The organism is Bacillus sp. GbtcB10 (assembly GCF_019091365.1).
Taxonomy (GTDB): domain Bacteria; phylum Bacillota; class Bacilli; order Bacillales; family Bacillaceae; genus Bacillus; species Bacillus altitudinis.
Window position 1 is genome coordinate 1 of record NZ_JAGXJP010000009.1, and the last position, 18,182, is coordinate 18,182.

The 18,182-nt window shown below is 40.7% G+C and carries 22 protein-coding genes; 21 read left to right on the plus strand and 1 reads right to left on the minus strand.

Features of this window, described 5'->3' with window-relative positions:
* Positions 1-227 precede the first annotated feature (227 nt).
* The 13 genes from KVT11_RS19085 to rsmI all read left to right on the plus strand — a co-directional run bounded on the left by KVT11_RS19085 (position 228) and on the right by rsmI (position 9,363).
* A complete protein-coding gene (locus KVT11_RS19085) occupies positions 228-419 on the plus strand; it encodes a sigma factor G inhibitor Gin (protein WP_017359334.1) in 192 nt (63 codons plus the stop codon).
* 128 nt (positions 420-547) lie between these two features.
* Entirely contained in the window at positions 548-1,162 is a 615-nt protein-coding gene (locus tag KVT11_RS19090) for a 5-bromo-4-chloroindolyl phosphate hydrolysis family protein (protein WP_116307716.1), read from the plus strand.
* A 21-nt stretch (positions 1,163-1,183) separates the two neighbouring features.
* Positions 1,184-2,245, plus strand: a complete 1,062-nt coding sequence (locus KVT11_RS19095) for a toxic anion resistance protein (RefSeq protein WP_099496223.1) — start codon at positions 1,184-1,186, stop codon at positions 2,243-2,245.
* A gap of 77 nt (positions 2,246-2,322) precedes the next feature.
* Positions 2,323-3,729 (plus strand): aminotransferase class I/II-fold pyridoxal phosphate-dependent enzyme, encoded by a 1,407-nt coding sequence (locus tag KVT11_RS19100; protein ID WP_099496224.1) that lies wholly within the window; start codon positions 2,323-2,325, stop codon positions 3,727-3,729.
* A complete protein-coding gene (gene tmk / locus KVT11_RS19105; RefSeq protein ID WP_017366431.1) occupies positions 3,726-4,364 on the plus strand; it encodes a dTMP kinase in 639 nt (212 codons plus the stop codon). The genes KVT11_RS19100 and tmk overlap by 4 nt, the downstream gene beginning before the upstream one ends.
* Before the next feature lie 79 nt (positions 4,365-4,443).
* The gene (locus tag KVT11_RS19110; protein WP_012008640.1) at positions 4,444-4,773 is read left to right on the plus strand and encodes a cyclic-di-AMP receptor; all 330 of its coding nucleotides are present in this window, start codon (positions 4,444-4,446) and stop codon (positions 4,771-4,773) included.
* A gap of 12 nt (positions 4,774-4,785) precedes the next feature.
* Positions 4,786-5,226, plus strand: coding sequence for a YaaR family protein (locus KVT11_RS19115; protein WP_008341898.1), 441 nt, complete (start codon positions 4,786-4,788; stop codon positions 5,224-5,226).
* An 11-nt stretch (positions 5,227-5,237) separates the two neighbouring features.
* Positions 5,238-6,227, plus strand: coding sequence for a DNA polymerase III subunit delta' (gene holB, locus KVT11_RS19120; protein ID WP_017359329.1), 990 nt, complete (start codon positions 5,238-5,240; stop codon positions 6,225-6,227).
* Positions 6,228-6,229: 2 nt separating this feature from the next.
* Positions 6,230-7,057 carry a competence/sporulation regulator complex protein RicT gene (gene ricT, locus KVT11_RS19125; RefSeq protein ID WP_007496230.1) on the plus strand — a complete coding sequence of 276 codons (828 nt, stop codon included), beginning with the start codon at positions 6,230-6,232 and terminating at the stop codon, positions 7,055-7,057.
* 14 nt (positions 7,058-7,071) lie between these two features.
* Positions 7,072-7,425 carry a DNA replication initiation control protein YabA gene (gene yabA / locus KVT11_RS19130; protein ID WP_007496228.1) on the plus strand — a complete coding sequence of 118 codons (354 nt, stop codon included), beginning with the start codon at positions 7,072-7,074 and terminating at the stop codon, positions 7,423-7,425.
* Between the two features lie 55 nt (positions 7,426-7,480).
* Positions 7,481-8,224 (plus strand): tRNA1(Val) (adenine(37)-N6)-methyltransferase, encoded by a 744-nt coding sequence (locus KVT11_RS19135; protein ID WP_017359328.1) that lies wholly within the window; start codon positions 7,481-7,483, stop codon positions 8,222-8,224.
* Complete coding sequence (locus KVT11_RS19140; protein ID WP_019744059.1) at positions 8,211-8,510, plus strand: GIY-YIG nuclease family protein; 300 nt, start codon at positions 8,211-8,213, stop codon at positions 8,508-8,510. The genes KVT11_RS19135 and KVT11_RS19140 overlap by 14 nt, the downstream gene beginning before the upstream one ends.
* Positions 8,485-9,363 (plus strand): 16S rRNA (cytidine(1402)-2'-O)-methyltransferase, encoded by an 879-nt coding sequence (rsmI, locus tag KVT11_RS19145; RefSeq protein WP_217609110.1) that lies wholly within the window; start codon positions 8,485-8,487, stop codon positions 9,361-9,363. Before KVT11_RS19140 ends, rsmI begins: the two co-directional genes overlap by 26 nt.
* 47 nt (positions 9,364-9,410) lie before the next feature.
* Here the strand turns inward: rsmI and KVT11_RS19150 are convergent, their stop codons facing one another.
* Complete coding sequence (locus KVT11_RS19150) at positions 9,411-9,701, minus strand: transition state genes transcriptional regulator AbrB (RefSeq protein ID WP_087975202.1); 291 nt, start codon at positions 9,699-9,701, stop codon at positions 9,411-9,413.
* A gap of 519 nt (positions 9,702-10,220) precedes the next feature.
* Between KVT11_RS19150 and metG the strand changes: the two genes are divergently transcribed.
* The 8 genes from metG (at position 10,221) to KVT11_RS19190 (ending at position 18,070) form a co-directional block, all read left to right on the plus strand.
* Complete coding sequence (gene metG / locus KVT11_RS19155) at positions 10,221-12,221, plus strand: methionine--tRNA ligase (protein ID WP_035704074.1); 2,001 nt, start codon at positions 10,221-10,223, stop codon at positions 12,219-12,221.
* Between the two features lie 81 nt (positions 12,222-12,302).
* Positions 12,303-13,070 (plus strand): TatD family hydrolase, encoded by a 768-nt coding sequence (locus KVT11_RS19160; protein WP_017359325.1) that lies wholly within the window; start codon positions 12,303-12,305, stop codon positions 13,068-13,070.
* A 244-nt stretch (positions 13,071-13,314) separates the two neighbouring features.
* Entirely contained in the window at positions 13,315-14,517 is a 1,203-nt protein-coding gene (locus KVT11_RS19165) for a resuscitation-promoting factor (RefSeq protein WP_217609111.1), read from the plus strand.
* Between the two features lie 160 nt (positions 14,518-14,677).
* Positions 14,678-15,238, plus strand: coding sequence for a ribonuclease M5 (gene rnmV / locus KVT11_RS19170; RefSeq protein WP_008341876.1), 561 nt, complete (start codon positions 14,678-14,680; stop codon positions 15,236-15,238).
* The gene (gene rsmA / locus KVT11_RS19175; RefSeq protein ID WP_217609112.1) at positions 15,231-16,109 is read left to right on the plus strand and encodes a 16S rRNA (adenine(1518)-N(6)/adenine(1519)-N(6))-dimethyltransferase RsmA; all 879 of its coding nucleotides are present in this window, start codon (positions 15,231-15,233) and stop codon (positions 16,107-16,109) included. The genes rnmV and rsmA overlap by 8 nt, the downstream gene beginning before the upstream one ends.
* A 257-nt stretch (positions 16,110-16,366) precedes the next feature.
* Entirely contained in the window at positions 16,367-17,251 is an 885-nt protein-coding gene (gene yabG, locus KVT11_RS19180) for a sporulation peptidase YabG (protein ID WP_007496216.1), read from the plus strand.
* Positions 17,252-17,464: 213 nt separating this feature from the next.
* The gene (gene veg / locus KVT11_RS19185; RefSeq protein WP_003217979.1) at positions 17,465-17,722 is read left to right on the plus strand and encodes a biofilm formation stimulator Veg; all 258 of its coding nucleotides are present in this window, start codon (positions 17,465-17,467) and stop codon (positions 17,720-17,722) included.
* 162 nt (positions 17,723-17,884) lie between these two features.
* Positions 17,885-18,070, plus strand: coding sequence for a small, acid-soluble spore protein, alpha/beta type (locus KVT11_RS19190; RefSeq protein ID WP_017366434.1), 186 nt, complete (start codon positions 17,885-17,887; stop codon positions 18,068-18,070).
* Positions 18,071-18,182 lie beyond the last annotated feature (112 nt).

The following is an 18,182-nucleotide window of genomic DNA, read 5'->3' on the forward strand; positions in this document are numbered from 1 at the left end:
CTTCAGCGCCGATGGTAGTTGGGGGTTTCCCCCTGTGAGAGTAGGACGCCGCCAAGCTTTTCAAAGGATCAGTTCCAGTCGGAACTGGTCTTTTTTGTATTTTAAAAAAGGAACAAACACTCGATCTGGCATGGATACATATACTAAACTATCATCTAAAACATTCTTAATTTTGTATACAATTGAAAGCGCTAGGGCATACTGAAGCTATAAGTGGAGGTGTCACAATGAGCAAAAAAGAGCGAGAAGCAATTTGTTTGATTTGTGAAGAGAAAAAAACAAAGGGAATTTATTTATATCATCAGTTTTTATGCCGAGATTGTGAACGGAAGTTAATTTCTACATCAACCTCGGATCCTAGTTATGCTGATTATGTAAGAAAGCTTAAAAATCTTCATACGCCGCCTTTGTATTCATAGACCATTAGATGGTCTTTTTTTATGGGCAATCGGGGATTGGGCCTGTTTTTTGGAACTTAGTTTGGACATCAACCGTAATAAATAATAAGATAAACAGAGAGCCTGATTATTCATAGGAGTCGATGAACATGAAATCAATTTTTTACACATTTGTATGGGCCGTTCTCTCTACTCTTTTTTCGCTGGTGATTATAACTGTCAGTATTGGTGTTTTTCATCATCATGTTGGATTGTCGATACTGTATGCGATGATTGGGTGGGGTGTGATGTTTGCAGGAAGCCGATGGGCTGCCTTCCAGTTGTTTTTGAAGAAACACGGACTGTCTCGCAGTGATTATGTATATATTAAACAGCACTTAAAAGAAGCTGGGCAAAAGCTGGTTCGTTTGAAGAAAGCTTTATTTGCTGTGAAGAACGTACAGACGATCAAGCATAATTATGAAATTCTTCGGCTTGCACGACGCATCTATACGATAACAAAAAAGGAACCGAACCGGTTTTATGATGCACAGCGGTTTTATTTTGAGAGTTTGGATTCTGTTGTTGAATTAACTGAGAAATATGCACTGCTGTATAATCAGCCCAATCGTAGCCATGAGCTTGAAATGACATTAAGCCAAACTCGAGTCACGCTGACTGAACTGCAAAAGCAATTAACGATTGATTTACAGCAAGTTTTAGGAAGAGATATAGAAGCACTTCATATTGAACTTGAAGTGGCCGATAAAATGATTAAAAAATAGACATGAAAGGAGTCAAACTCGATGAAACCAGAAGATCAAGTCATACCACCAGCCCCATCTACTACAGATCTTCCGTTTCGGGTGTTTGATACCTTATCTGATGAGGAAAAGCAGGAGGCGCTACAGCGAGCTGAGAAGATCCCTGACCATCCACAAAAACTGCTTTTCTATGGCACACGTGTGCAGGAACGATTGTTAGAACAATCAAAACAAATGATGCAATATGTGGAGAAAAAAGATATTGAGCAAATCGGAGATGTTCTCGAGTCCTTTTTACAGCAACTGCATTTAGTGGAGCCAGAGGATTTATTGCCAAAGAAGCGAGGCTTTTTTTCAAGGTTGTTTCAGCGAGAAAAGCGTTCGACTCAGGAGATCATATCTCGTTTTAAACAAGCGGAAGCACAGATAGAAAGATTGTCAGCAAGGCTTCGTTACGCAAGAGGCGTGCTAATTTCGGACCATAAGTTATTAGAGCGTTTATTTGAAGAAAATCAATCATACTTTCAAGAGATGACGTTACAGGTTGCAGCAGTTGAAGCAAAATTGATTCTGTTAGAGCAACATGCCCTAACAGAATCACATTCACATGATCGGACATTAGAGGAACAATTGATGAGTCGGGAAGTCGATGAAGAAGAATATATGGAGAGATTAAAAGAACGGAAGTATGATTTGTTGTTGAGCCGTCAAATCGCACTGCAATGTAATGCCCAAATTCGAATGATTCAGCATACAAACCATACTTTAGCCAATCATATTCAATCAACTGTTTCCGCATCAATTCCTTTATGGATCAACCAAATGTCGATTGCGTTCAATCATATTCAGCAGCGAGCCAATTCAGCGCTTGAGCAGCGTATCCAGCAAACATATGAACAGGTATCGAAGCAGCAAGGACAGCTGCTTGAAGATGCATCCTTAACGCCTATAGATACGTTGAAAAAGGTTCAGCGCCAATTGGCCGAAACATTGCAGGAAACGTTGCAGGTAAAAGAACATGGGAGCCAAGAACGAGCTCAATTAAAAAGTAGCATGCATGAGGCAGAGCAAAAGCTGGTGAATCATAAACCAATAAAGGAATGAGAATCCATCTTTCAGTTCACTTGTTTGAACGTTATAATAGATATAAGATATCGTTTAAGTGAAAAGGGTCGATTTGTTTGAAAACACCTTTATATACAGCATTATCACAACATGCGGAAAAGAAGCCCTATTCTTTTCACGTTCCGGGACATCACAATGGAGATGTCTTTTTTGATGAGGCACGGTCCTATTATGAATCCATTCTTCAGCTGGATGTGACAGAACTTGAAGGTCTAGATGATCTTCACCATCCGACTGGGGTGATTCAAGAGGCAGAGGATTTATTGGCAAAGCTATATGGAGCTAAACAAAGTTTTTTCCTTGTGAATGGCACAACCGTTGGCAATTTGGCAATGGTGATGTCTGCGTGTCAGGCTGGGGAGGGCATTTTCGTTCAGCGAAATTGTCATAAGTCTGTGTTCCATGCGATTGAGCTTGCGGGAGCGACGCCTATTATGCTAGAAACCGAGAGTGATCCGTACTTGCACGTCCCAACCCATGTGACGGAGGAAACAGTCAAACAAGCTATGGCTACACATCCTAACTGCCGGGCAATCGTTTTGACATATCCGAACTACTACGGACATGCAGCTGATTTATCAGGGCTCATTCAAATGTGTCATGAAGCTGGCATCATTGTATTAGTTGATGAGGCACATGGTGCTCATTTTGTATTAGGCGGTGCCTTTCCTCCATCTGCCCTTTCCTATGGAGCAGACGTGGTGGTACAATCAGCACATAAAACCCTTCCGGCAATGACGATGGGGTCTTATCTCCATCTTCAAGGAGACCGAATGGATGTGAAGCGGATAAAGACGTTATTAACGATGCTTCAAAGCAGTTCACCTTCCTATCCAATTATGGCTTCGTTAGATGTGGCGAGAGCTTATGTGGAAGAGTTGAAGGGAAAAGGGTTAATGGATGAAATCATGAGAGACTTGGCAAAGCTGAAAGCACAGTTCAATATGATCTCCAATCTCGAAGTGGTTGAGTCTGACTCTTTACCTATGGATCCATTAAAATGTGTCATTCGTTCAACAAAAGGGCTGACAGGCTATGAACTAAAAAAGGTGCTTGAGTCGGTGGAGGTTCACCCAGAACTTGCGGATGAACATCAAGTGTTACTCGTTTTTGGTCTAAGACATACAAAGGACATTCCTTTTACAGCTATAGAGCAGGCTCTTCAGCAAAGTGATTCATTGCTTGTAAAAAAAGAGCCTCAAACGGGATCGCTCTTCTTAGAGGACGATCAGCAAAAGCGAGATGTAGAAGCTGTTCCATTCGAAAAAGCAGCAGGCCGGATTAGTGCAGAATCGGTCATTCCCTATCCGCCTGGCATTCCTTTGATGATCAAAGGAGAACCTATTGAATCAGATCAAGTTGCGACGTTAAGCCGTTTGCTTGGGCATCAAGTTCATGTGCAAGCAAGTCAGGTGATTCACCAGAGAAAATTATATGTTTATATAGAAGAGGAGACACTATGAGCGGTATGTTTATTACGTTTGAAGGGCCAGAGGGTGCTGGAAAAACGACAGTGATTCGAAAAGTGTACGAAGAAATGGAACGTCAAGGCTATGCAGTGATGGCGACACGTGAGCCCGGAGGCATTGATATTGCAGAGCAAATTCGTGAAGTCATTTTAAATGAAAAAAATACAAAAATGGACGCAAAAACAGAGGCATTGCTTTATGCAGCAGCTAGAAGACAGCATTTGGCTGAGAAAGTAGAACCGGCATTGAAGCGGGGGGAAACTGTTTTATGTGATCGTTTTGTAGACAGCTCCCTTGCTTATCAGGGCTATGCGAGAGGGCTTGGGATTGAAGAAGTCAAATCCATTAATGATTTTGCCATTAATGGCACGATGCCGCAAATGACCATTTACTTTTCCATTACACCAGAGGAAGGTCTAAAGCGAATTGATGCCAATCAAGGAAGAGAAAAAAATCGATTAGACATGGAAACACTGAATTTTCATCAAATGGTCAGAGAAGGATATGAGCAGGTGATTGCGCAATCACCAGAACGATTCCGTGTAGTAGATGCGTCTCAGCCTGTTCAGGATGTCTTTAATGAAGTGTTTCAGCTGGTTCAGGACACATTAAAGAAAAATCAAATATGACCTCATTCCCAATCGTTGTTATAATATAGAGGAAGACATCGGCATGTCACCTGTGCCTAAAATGAAGGAGGCCAATCAAATGAAATTAATTGTTGCCGTTGTACAGGATCAAGATAGCAGCAAGTTATTGAAAATATTGACCGAACATCAATTCGGCGTGACAAAATTAGCTTCGACTGGTGGATTTCTAAAGTCTGGTAATACGACTTTTATCATTGGTTGCGATGATGTCCGAGTGGATAAAGCGTTACAGCTAATCAAGGAAAATTGCCGTAAACGTGATCAAATGATCGCGCCTGTATCACCAATGGGTGGAAATGCAGATTCATATGTACCATACCCTGTTGAGGTTGAAGTTGGTGGAGCTACCGTCTTTATTCTGCCAGTTGAACAATTTCATCAATTTTAAGGATGGGTTGCTGTGAAAATTAATCAAGATATGCGGCTGCTTTTAGAAAAGCGTGAACTTCAAGCGATGAAAGGAAGCCAAACTTCAGCATCGTTTAAATCATCGATGGAGACACAAAGTGGTAAAATGCGTTTAGAGCAGCTGACAGTCATGCTGAGCGATATCGAAGTCTTCGGCAAGAAACTGACAAAGTCACGAAACCTTAAAGATTTGGCTAGGTTTAAAGGACTTGTGAAACGCTTTGTAAAAGAAACAGTCGATAATGGATTAAATATAGAGACATCAAGGAGCTTTGACATTTATGGCAACACACGAACACTCGCTTTAGTCAAAGCATTAGATGAAAAGCTGATTGAGTTAACAGAGGATATGATGAATCAGGAGAAACCCTCGATTGATTTGCTTGAACGTATTGGAGAAATAAAAGGTTTATTGATTAACCTTTACACATAGAGAGTGATAACATGGCAATTAGCTGGGATGACATGAATGATTTACAGCCGCGCGTCATGCGGCTGATTTTTAATAGTATTGATAAAGACCGACTGGCTCATGCTTACTTATTTGAAGGAAAAAAAGGGACCGGAAAGCTAGATGCTGCGATGCTTTTAGCGAAGAGCTTTTTTTGTTTGGAAGCAGGAGTGAAACCATGTGAGTCCTGTCAAAACTGCAAAAGAATTCAGTCTGGCAACCATCCAGATTTACATCTAGTGCAGCCTGACGGTCAATCAATTAAGAAGGCGCAAGTGCAGGCTTTGCAGGAGGAATTTACAAAAGCAGGCGTAGAATCGCATCGGAAAATGTATATCATTCTCCATGCGGACAAAATGACGGTCAATGCTGCGAACAGTTTATTAAAGTTCCTAGAGGAGCCCAACCGGGAAACGATGGCAGTTTTAATCACTGAACAATCGCATAAAATGCTGGATACGATTATTTCAAGATGTCAGATGCTTAGCTTTAAGCCGCTGCAGCCGCAATCTTTGGAGCAGCAGCTTTTACAAGAAGGCGTGTCTCAGGATCTTGCAAGGCTTTTGTCGAATTTAACCAATAATTTAGCAGAAGCACTCGAATTAAGTCGAAATGATCAGTTTGCAGAGTCTAGAGCGAAAGTGATAAAATTGTATGAAGTCTTACACCAGCGAAAAGAACATGCATTTTTTTATATACAAGATCAATGGATGCCTTTTTTCAAAGAGAAAGACCTTCAAGAAACTGGTCTTGATATGCTTTTATTTATATATCGTGATGTATTGTCGATTCAAATAGGAAATGAAGATAAAGTCATTTATCAAGACTTATTCCAGACAATGAAGCAGCACGCGCTGCATTCCACACAGCAGATGGTGACGAATCAGATCCTTGCTGTATTAGAAGCGAAAAAGAGACTTCAATCCAACGTGAATGCCCAAGGGCTAATGGAGCAATTGGTGTTGATGTTGCAGGAGGGATAAGCTTGTACAACGTAATTGGTGTTCGCTTTAAAAAAGCGGGCAAAATCTATTATTTCGATCCTAATGGATTTCATATAGAAAATGATAGTTGTGTCATTGTAGAAACAGTCAGAGGTGTTGAGTACGGGCAAGTGGTCATCGCCAATAAAAAAGTAGATGAACACGATGTGGTTCTTCCTTTGCGTAAGGTGATTCGCGTCGCAGACGAACGAGACCGGCTCATCGTTGAGGAGAACAAAGAAGCAGCGATGGCAGCCTTTGACACATGTCTTCAGAAAGTAAGTGAACACGGCCTGGAAATGAAGCTGGTCGATGTCGAATTTACATTCGACCGCAACAAGGTCATCTTCTATTTTACAGCGGATGGCAGAGTAGATTTCCGTGAGCTGGTCAAGGATCTTGCATCTATTTTTAAGACGAGAATTGAACTTCGTCAAATCGGTGTAAGAGACGAGGCAAAAATGCTAGGCGGCATTGGTCCGTGTGGACGTATGCTTTGCTGTTCAACTTTCTTAGGAGATTTTGAACCTGTGTCCATTAAAATGGCAAAAGATCAAAACCTCTCGTTAAACCCTACCAAAATTTCAGGGCTTTGCGGCCGTTTAATGTGCTGCTTGAAATATGAGAATGATGAGTACGAAACAGCAAAAGAACAATTACCGGACATCGGTGAAACGATTCAGACGTCTAATGGCTCTGCAAAGGTAGTAGGGCTTAATATTTTAGAACGAATTTTGCAAGTTGAATTAACCGGGCAAGAAAAAGTGATAGAATATACTTGGGAAGAATTATTACAAGAAGGCGTTGTATCTGCACAAACAACTGAGTAACGAGGTGTGCCACCTTGGATAAAAAGGAACTATTTGATACGGTGATTAATTTAGAAGAACAAATCGGTTCTCTTTATCGCCAGCTAGGTGATTTGAAAAATCATATCGGTGAAGTGATTGAAGAAAATCATCAGCTGCAGATGGAGAATCAGCACTTGCGTGAACGTCTGGATCAATCCGATCGAGATAAATCGTCTGAGGCAGAGCATGATTCTGCCCAGAAGCCAAGTCATTCTGATATAGGAGAAGGTCATGATAACCTAGCTCGTTTATATCAGGAGGGCTTCCATATTTGTAATGTACATTATGGGAGCATTCGGAAAGAGGGAGACTGTTTGTTCTGTCTGTCATTTTTAAATAAAAAATGAGAAAAGGCTTCCGCTGAATCGGGAGCCTTTTTCACAGGAAAAGAAAGGATACATCATGGTTTCGTTAAGAGAAGATGAACGTTTAGACTACTTGCTTGCAGAAGATATGAAAATTATTCAAAGTAAAACGGTGTTCGCCTTTTCATTGGATGCAGTGTTATTAGCAAAATTTGCGTATGTGCCGATTCAAAAAGGGGAGATTATTGATCTTTGTACGGGAAATGGCATTGTTCCATTGCTGCTTTCGACGAGATCTAAAGCCTCTATTACAGGGGTTGAAATTCAAGAACGCCTGTTTGATATGGCAAAGAGAAGTGTGGCGCATAATCAACTGGAGCAGCAGATTGAGTTGATCCATGGTGATTTAAATGATATGCCTAAACGGTACGGAAACCACAAAGTAGACGTGATTACTTGTAATCCGCCATATTTTAAGACTCCTTCTAAGGATGAAATCAATGAAAATGAGTATTTGGCGATCGCACGTCATGAGATTCATTGTACATTAGAAGATGTCATTCGTGTTTCTTCCACTTTGTTAAAGCAAGGAGGCAAACTGGCAATGGTTCACCGCCCTGGACGGCTGCTTGAGATTGTTGAAATGATGAAGAAATACCGAATTGAGCCAAAACGAATTCAATTTGTATATCCGAAACAGGGAAAAGAAGCGAATACCATTTTAGTGGAAGGGATGAAAGATGGAAAGCCGGATTTGAAAATCCTCCCGCCGCTTTTTGTTTATGGAGAAGACCAAGAGTATACAAAAGAAATCAGGACGATACTGTATGGAGAAGCATAGTCATTATTTCTATGTATTGAAATGTGCAGATGGCAGTTTGTACGCTGGGTATACAAATGACTTACAAAAAAGGCTGACTGCCCATAATAGTGGGAAGGGTGCAAAGTATACGAGAGCTAGACGGCCAGTGGAACTCTATTACCACGAATGCTTTTTAACCAAAAGAGAAGCCATGCAACAGGAATATCGTTTCAAAACGTGGACACGTCGAAAAAAGGACATGTATATAGAAGAAAAGCGAATCAAAAAGGAGGCGGCACATGAAAAAGACACAGAAAAGCTTTGATGGTCAATCAGAAATGGGTATTCTTTATCTCGTACCAACCCCGATTGGAAACTTAGAAGATATGACGTTTCGAGCGATACAAACGTTAAAAGATGTAGACTATATTGCCGCAGAAGATACGAGACAAACGAAAAAGCTTTGTCATGTCTATGAAATTGATACCCCTTTAACGAGTTATCATGAACATAACAAAGATAGCAGTGGTCATAAGTTAATCGAATGGTTAAAAGAAGGAAAGAACATTGCACTCGTGAGCGATGCCGGTTTACCGACGATCTCTGATCCAGGAGCCGAAGTGGTTCGCGACTTTACGAACATCGGAGGCTATGTCATTCCGTTACCTGGTGCAAACGCAGCACTTACGGCGCTCATTGCGTCAGGAATCGCACCACAGCCATTTTTCTTTTACGGTTTTCTTGATCGTCAAAAAAAGGAAAAGAAAAAACAGTTGGAAGCATTGAAGAAACGCCAAGAAACAATTATTTTTTATGAAGCGCCCCATCGGTTAAAAGAAACGCTGACTGTGATGAAAGAAGTGTGGGGGAACCGGAATATTGCCATTACGAGAGAATTGACAAAGAAATTTGAAGAGTTCATTCGTGGAGATTTAGAATACGCGTTGACTTGGGTGACAGAACAACAAATCCGTGGTGAGTTCTGTCTCGTCGTACAAGGAAATGATCAGGATGAAGAAGAACTGAATGAAGAAGCTTGGTGGAATTCTTTATCTGAAAAAGAGCACGTGATCCATTACATAGAGGAAGGGTTAACGTCAAAAGAGGCTATTAAACGTACTGCGGTCGAACGTGGTGTGCCAAAGCGGACGATCTATGATGCGTATCATATTGAATAATAAAGAAAGGTTCTTGCAAACGGTGCAAGAACCTTTTTATATAAAACTTATTTTTGTGATTGAAGTTGGTTTTGGATTTCGTTAATGATTTGCTCTGCACCTTCACGGCTAAGAACTAATTTACCATTAGCAAGTTTAAGGTTATCGTCTGATACTTCACCTGTTACTTGGCAAGTCATGTTTGGTTTATATTTTTTTAGGATAATTTTTTCATCATCAACATAAATTTCCAAAGCGTCTTTTTCTGCGATTCCTAACGTACGGCGAAGCTCGATTGGAATCACCACGCGTCCTAATTCGTCAACTTTACGTACAATACCTGTAGATTTCATCTTCATTCTCCTCCCAAAAAGTTCTTATTCTTAATATAATATTATCTTCGTCATTATTCGACAAATTCCTTACATTCCTAGCATAACAAGGTTTCCATAAATCGTCAATCATTTTGTTTACTATTGTTTGTAAAATATGACTCTTAAAGTCAAAGGACCTTGAAACTACCGGTGTATAAGGATTTTTCAGAATTTATCTATAAAAATATGAAAAATGACGATAACAGATTAACAAGACTTTTGCCCTAATTTAGCCAATTGTAAATCTGGAAATAGATTTCATACGACAATATTCGACAAAATGTCGACGGGTTTGTCGTTTTTTTCGAAAAACTCATCTTTTTCGTTCATTTCAATCTGTTCTATGTATATATGCTTGATCTTAAAGGCTAAGATGGTATCATAGAGAAAGCACAAGTGCAAAACATAATGAAATGATCTGACACATTTTAATGAAGTATGATGACCGCTCTCGTCCATTGGGCGGGAGTTTTTGACATTTACACACAAGCAGGAGGTTCCGACATGCCGGAAAAGAAAAAAACGTTTTATCTGACTACACCAATTTACTATCCGAGCGGAAAATTACATATTGGACATGCTTATACGACAGTGGCAGGGGATGCCATGGCTCGTTATAAACGTCTGCAAGGCTATGATGTGATGTATTTAACGGGTACTGATGAGCACGGACAAAAAATTCAGCAAAAAGCTGAAGAACAAAATATTACACCGATTGAGTATTTAGATCCGGTCGTTGCTGACATTAAATCATTATGGAAGAAACTCGACATTTCAAACGATGATTTCATTCGTACAACGGAAAAAAGACATACGAAAATCATTGAGCAAGTCTTTCAAAAGCTGCTTGATCAAGGAGATATTTATTTAGATCAATATGAGGGCTGGTACAGTATTCCTGATGAAACATTCTATACGGAAACACAGCTTGTTGATGTTGAGCGAAATGAGAAAGGGGAAGTCATTGGAGGGAAAAGCCCAGACAGTGGACACCCTGTTGAATTGATTAAAGAGGAATCATATTTCTTCCGTATGAGTAAGTATGCTGATCGCTTACTAGACTATTACGAAAAGAACCCGTCGTTCATTCAGCCTGAATCAAGAAAGAATGAAATGATTAATAACTTCATTAAACCGGGGTTAGAGGATTTAGCTGTATCAAGAACAACCTTTGATTGGGGCATTAAAGTACCTAATAATCCGAAGCACGTCATCTATGTATGGATTGATGCGTTATTCAACTACTTAACAGCGATTGGCTACGGAACCGATCAAGATGAAAAATATAAAAAATATTGGCCTGCCAACGTACACCTAGTCGGGAAAGAAATTGTACGATTCCATACAATTTACTGGCCAATTATGCTGATGGCACTTGATCTGCCGTTGCCAAAACAAATTTTTGCACATGGCTGGCTGCTCATGAAAGATGGCAAAATGTCTAAATCAAAAGGGAACGTAGTAGATCCTGTTACGTTAATTGATCGCTATGGTCTTGATGCTCTTCGTTATTATCTGCTACGCGAAGTACCATTTGGTGCAGACGGTGTGTTTACACCAGAAGGATTCGTGGAACGTGTAAACTATGACCTTGCCAATGATTTAGGAAACTTGCTTAATCGTACAGTGGCGATGGTGCAAAAATACTTCGACGGTACATTAAGCAGCTATAAGGGACCAGTCAATGAGTTTGATGAGGAACTAAAAGCTGTAGCTGAACAAACGGTGAAAGCCTATGAAGAAGCGATGGAGAACCTCGAATTCTCGGTGGCTCTTTCAAATGTTTGGACATTAATCAGCAGAACAAATAAATATATTGATCAAACAGCTCCTTGGGTATTAGCGAAGGATGAAACAAAACGAAAAGAATTGCATTCTGTAATGTACCATTTAGCAGAATCACTCCGAATCACAGCTGTATTGTTAACACCATTCTTAACAAAAACACCTGAGAAAATCTTCTTCCAGCTTGGAATTGAAGAAGAGAAACTCAAAAGCTGGGAAAGCATTCTTTCTTTCGGTGCGATTCAAAAAGCGACGGTTCAAAAAGGTGAGCCATTGTTCCCTCGTTTAGAAGTTGAAGAAGAAGTGGCATACATTAAAGAGAAGATGCAGGGAAGTGCGCCTAAGGTAGAAGAAGAGACAGTTGAAATAGAAGAAACTGAATTACCTGAGCTGGGTGCCGAAATCGCCTTCGATGATTTTTCGAAAGTTGACCTTCGTGTAGCACAAGTATTGGAAGCAGCACCAGTGAAAAAAGCTGACCGTCTCTTAAAGCTTCAGCTTGATTTTGGATTTGAAAAGAGACAAATTGTCTCAGGGATTGCCAAGCACTATCAACCAGAAGAATTGGTAGGGAAGAAGCTCGTCTGCGTAGCGAATCTCACACCAGTTAAACTAAGAGGGGAAATTTCCCAGGGAATGATTTTAACTGGAGAAACTAGTGGTAAATTGCAGGTTCTTGAAGTAGATCAATCTCTAGCAAATGGAACGAAAATTTTATAATTTAACAAAGGTGTTCCACGTGTAACATTTCGTCGAACACCTTTTGTTTTTCAGAAGAATTGTCGAAAGGAGCAATCAACCATGTTATTTGATACACATGCCCACTTAAATGCTGAACAATATAATGAAGACTTAGAGCAGGTGATTGAAAGAGCCAAAAGTGAAAAAGTAGAGAAGATTGTGGTGGTCGGGTTTGATCGTCCAACCATTACGAGAGCGATGGAGCTAATTGAAGCATATGATTTTATGTATGCAGCCATCGGCTGGCATCCTGTTGATGCCATTGATATGACAGATGAAGATTTGGCTTGGATCAAAGAATTATCTCAGCATGAAAAGGTTGTTGCCATTGGAGAAATGGGTCTAGATTACTATTGGGACAAGTCGCCAAAAGATGTGCAAAAAGAAGTCTTTAGACGTCAAATTGCTCTTGCAAAAGAAGTGAATCTGCCAATCATCATTCATAACCGTGACGCTACGGAAGATGTAGTGACGATCTTAAAAGAAGAAGGAGCGGCAGAAGTCGGAGGAATTATGCACTGCTTTACTGGCAGCCTCGAAATTGCAAAAGCGTGTATGGAAATGAACTTTTATATCTCATTCGGTGGACCTGTGACATTTAAAAATGCGAAAAAACCGAAAGAAGTTGTAAAGGATATTCCAAGTGATCGTCTTCTGATTGAGACAGACTGCCCGTATTTAACTCCAGCGCCATTTAGAGGGAAACGAAATGAGCCGAGCTATGTGAAATATATCGCAGAACAAATTGCTGAATTGCGAGAAATAAGCTTTGAAGAGCTTGCTGCATTGACAACAGAAAATGCGAAAAAAGTTTTCCGTATAAACTGACAGTATATGATGTCAATCCTTGTTTAAGCTTGTCCAATTGTGAAACATAACGAAAAAGTTCTACACGTTTGCGCCTCTTCATAGGATAAGTTGTCGATAAGTCTTTCTTCCCTTCCTTCCAAAAATCTCCCATAATAGGTTTACAATCGAGCATTTTTGTACAGTGGGTGGAAGGGTTGACAGGTTTTGAGATACTCTATATAATCTCTCCGAGGAGAAGGAGGCGTTTTTCATCGTACAAAAAATGAAAAATCTGTTTTCTGTCAAGCTAGGAAAAGGCAAGGTTTTATTTCTAGTCGCTTGCTTGCTTTTAGCTGGAACTGGGACGGCTTACGGTGCGCATGAGCTCACCAAGCAGTCTATTACCATTTCAATCAATGGCAAAGAGAAGACAATTCGTACACATGAAGAGACAGTAGCACAGCTGCTTTCAGACCTTGGAATAAGGACCAGGGCGGAGGATCATATCTCTCCAAGTCTAAATACAAAGATTCAAGACAACATGAACATTGTGTATGATGCGGCTATACCGGTTCATCTCACCCTAGATGGGAAAGAGAAAACGATATGGACAACAGATCAGACGGTTGGAGCATTATTGAAGAATGAGAAGATAGATATTAGGAAGCACGATCAAGTAACTCCAGGAAAGAATGACAAGATTAAAAAGAATATGGATCTTGTGGTTCAGCAGGCATTCCAGGTCAGCTTAAACGATGGAGGAAAGGATAAGAAAGTGTGGACCACTTCGACTACGGTCGCTGACTTTTTAAAGCAACAAGAGCTGAAGCTCAAGAAGCACGATAAGATCAAACCTGCGTTACAAAGTCACCTTTCTAAAAAAAGCGCAGATGTGAAGATCACTCGGGTGGAAAAAGTCACCGATGTAGTGGAAGAGAAAATTGCTTTTGATACCAAACATAAAAAGGATCGATCTCTTGAAAAAGGAAAAGAGAAGGTGCTTGAAAAAGGTGAAGAAGGTAAATTAAAGAAGCACTATGCCATTGTGAAAGAAAACGGCAAAGTGGTGTCTAAAGAATTAATTAAAGAGGTTACTGCAAAAGACAGCAAGGATCGTTTAGTGGCAGTTGGTACACAAGTGTCCAAGAAGGAACCTAAAGCGTCACCTGCGGTTTCAAGAAGTAATGAATCTTCAGGAAAAGAGTTCTATGTGACGTCTACAGCCTATACAGCGAGCTGTGCTGGATGTACAGGTAGAACGTCTACAGGCTTTAATTTAAAAGCAAATCCGGGTGCAAAGGTCATAGCAGTAGATCCGAGTGTCATTCCGCTGGGCTCTAAAGTGTATGTGGAAGGCTATGGGTATGCCGTTGCATCAGACACTGGATCTGCTATAAAAGGGAATAAAATTGATGTGTTCGTCCCAAGTAAGTCAGCAGCTTATCAATGGGGAAATAAACGAGTGAAAATTAGAGTGCTCAAATAAACACACCAAATCATTTATATGAACAGAGGGCTTTGCGCACCCTCTGTTTTTTTGGTTATAATAGAAGCACTGTTTTCTAATTAATTAGACGCAAAAACAGCGTGGAAGGTTTCATTTTTTGACAAAAAAATGTAGATTGTTTTTGCAAGCGGAGGAATACATGAAAATCAAAGAAATCATTGTGGTGGAGGGTCGTGACGACACTGCTAGAGTAAAGATGGCCGTTGATGCAGATACGATTGAAACGAATGGATCTGCCATTGGCGATACAGTCATTCAACAAGTGCGTCTTGCTCAGGAGACGAGGGGGGTTATCATTTTAACTGATCCTGACTTCCCTGGGGAAAAGATCCGTAAAACCATCGCAGAGGCTGTCCCTGGCTGTAAGCACGCCTTTTTACCAAAACACCTTGCGAAAGCGAAGCGGGACAAAGGAATTGGTGTCGAGCATGCTTCCTTGGATAGTATTCGAGAATGCCTTGCACATGTCCATGAGGAAATGGAAGAATCAGAAAGCGAGATTACGTTAGACGATTTATTTGACGCAGGCCTTATCGGAGGCGAAGCATCAAAACGCCGCCGCGAACGACTAGGTGTGCTTTTAAATATAGGATATACAAATGCGAAGCAGCTGCAAAAGCGTCTTCACATGTTCCAAATAACGAAAGAGGATTTTATTGCGGCCTTAAAGACCGTCATGCAGGAGGAAGCCGATGAATAAAGATATTGCGACGCCCATCAGAACGAAGGAAATACTGAAGAAGTACGGTTTCTCTTTTAAAAAGAGCTTAGGGCAAAACTTTTTAATTGATACGAATATTTTAGATCGCATTGTTGATCATGCAGAGATTACGGATGAGACAGGTGTGATTGAAATTGGCCCTGGTATCGGTGCGTTGACTGAACAGCTCGCTAAACGGGCAAAGAAAGTCACGGCTTTTGAAATCGACCAGCGCCTATTGCCGATTTTAAACGATACGCTTTCTCCATACGATAATGTCACCATTATACATCAAGACGTATTGAAGGCAGATGTAAGAAAGGTGATTGAAGAACAGTTTGCTGACTGTAAAGAAGTAATGGTCGTAGCAAACCTTCCTTACTATGTGACGACACCAATTATTATGAAATTGCTTGAAGAAAACCTTCCATTGAAAGGAATCGTTGTCATGCTGCAAAAAGAAGTAGCAGATCGCATGGCTGCTGTTCCTTCATCAAAAGAATACAACTCTTTGTCGATTGCGGTGCAATTTTATACAGAAACGAAGACGGTAATGGTTGTGCCGAAAACGGTTTTCGTCCCACAGCCAAATGTGGATTCAGCCGTGATCAAACTAACTGTTCGTGAAACACCTGCGGTCTCAGTAGACAATGATACGTTTTTCTTTCAACTGATTCGTGCGAGTTTTGGCCAGCGCCGGAAGACATTGATGAATAACTTGATGAACAATCTGCCAGATGGCAAGAAACATAAAGCCATCATTGAAGAAGCCCTTGTAACAGCTGAGGTTGATGGGAAACGCCGCGGTGAATCATTGTCAATCGATGAATTTGCCCGTTTGTCCAATGTTTTACACAAAGCCCTTTCATAAGGGCTTTTCAGCGTGTAGACAAACCCTCGCATTCGGTGTCAGTCCTGCGCGCTGGTACTCACGAATGTCAAATTCACTCGGCGCCAGTACTCGTCCTTCCTAGACTGCAAAGCCCTTTCATAAGGGCTTTTTTCTTTTGGTTTTCACCACTTCACCTGTTCAGGCATAGGCTAGAAAGAACAACACACCTGAAAGAAGAACAAGTGTAGCGTAAGACGATACCAACAGGATAAGAGCCTGATTGTGGAGTGAAAAGCATGCAATTTCAAATAGGAGATATGGTGACGAGGGCATCCTATCAGATGGATATTATGTTTCGTATCATTCGAATTGATGAGACAGACCAGCACGAAGCCACCGCCATTTTGCATGGGAATGAAGTGAGGCTGATTGCCGATGCGAAGATGTCAGATTTGGTCTTGATTCAAAAAGAGGAGCAGCTGACAAGAGAGAAGGACGATGAACGGAAAATTAACGAATCGCTCGACTTACTCAGGCAAGATTATCAGCTGCTTCGTGAAAAACAAGAGTATTATACGTCTGGACAATATCAGCATCAGGAGCAGTATTTTCATATGCCCGGAAAGGTTCTGCATTTAGATGGAGATGCTTCATACTTAAAGAAATGCTTAGATGTATATGAAAGAATCGGTGTACCTGTGTATGGTGTGCATTGCCACGAGAAGAAAATGCCAAGCATGATTGATTCATTAATTGATCAATACCGGCCTGATATTTTGGTCATCACAGGACATGATGCGTATTCTAAACAAAAGGGCGGTGTACACGATATCGGTGCATATCGTCATTCTCGTCATTTCGTTGAAACGGTTCAAAAGGCAAGAAGGAAGGTTCCGCATTTAGATCAACTCGTAATCTTTGCAGGTGCCTGCCAATCTCATTTTGAATCATTAATTCAAGCAGGTGCTAATTTTGCAAGCTCACCCTCACGTGTCAACATTCATGCACTTGACCCCGTCTATATTGTTGCCAAGATCAGCTTCACTCCATTTGTAGATCGAATCAACGTGTGGGATGTGCTCCGAAATACGCTGACGAGAGAAAAAGGTCTCGGAGGGATTGAAACAAGGGGTGTTTTAAGGGTAGGTATGCCATATAAAAGAGACCATGAATCGACATAACCCGACTGATTTCAGTCTGGTTTTTTTTATGCTCAAAAAGAAATTTCATATGAATACATAATTCACCGGAATTTGAGAAAAATAGTGAGGAGAAAAGGTAGAAGTTTGTCAAAATTATTTTGTTGACAATGGCTCGTGTTGGTTGATATAATTTAATTTTTATTTGACAAAAATGGGCCGTTGTTGTATAATTATCTCAGTGAGGTGGATGCAATGGCGAAGACTTTGTCCGACATCAAAAGATCGCTTGATGGTAACTTAGGTAAACGTTTGACGTTAAAGGCTAACGGAGGCCGCCGAAAAACAATTGAGCGTTCGGGCATTTTAGCTGAAACGTACCCTTCTGTTTTTGTGATTCAATTAGATCAAGATGAGAATTCGTTTGAAAGAGTTTCTTACAGTTATGCAGATATACTGACTGAGACGGTCGAATTAACATTCGATGATACCGCTAGCTCAGTCGCCTATTAATGGGCAGTGAACTTTTTGTTTACTGCTTTTTGTTTTGCCTTTTTTTCTGTATGGGAGGCTGTCCATTATTTGAAAGGGGTAAAAGGCGGGAAACGATGCAAAATAAGAAAGCCACAAAGGAGTGGCGATGATTCGAATTCTCGACCAAAGGGGCTGTTTCGTTTGGGTAGACGCCGAGGCATTATGTCAGATGAGTTCAAATACGAGCTGGCGAAGGATCTTGGATTTTATGATACCGTCAAAAATGGAGGCTGGGGAGAGATTCGTGCGCGTGACGCAGGAAATATGGTCAAACGTGCCATTGAATTAGCTCAACAGCACATGGCTCAAGAAGAGAATCAACGATAAAGAAATGATCAGGGATACCTCGGGTGTCTCTGGTCTTTTTTGCTTGAAAAAGTGAGTGTGCTGGGAGCAAAAGCCAATATTCATCAGATCCATCAAATGTGATACAATATTG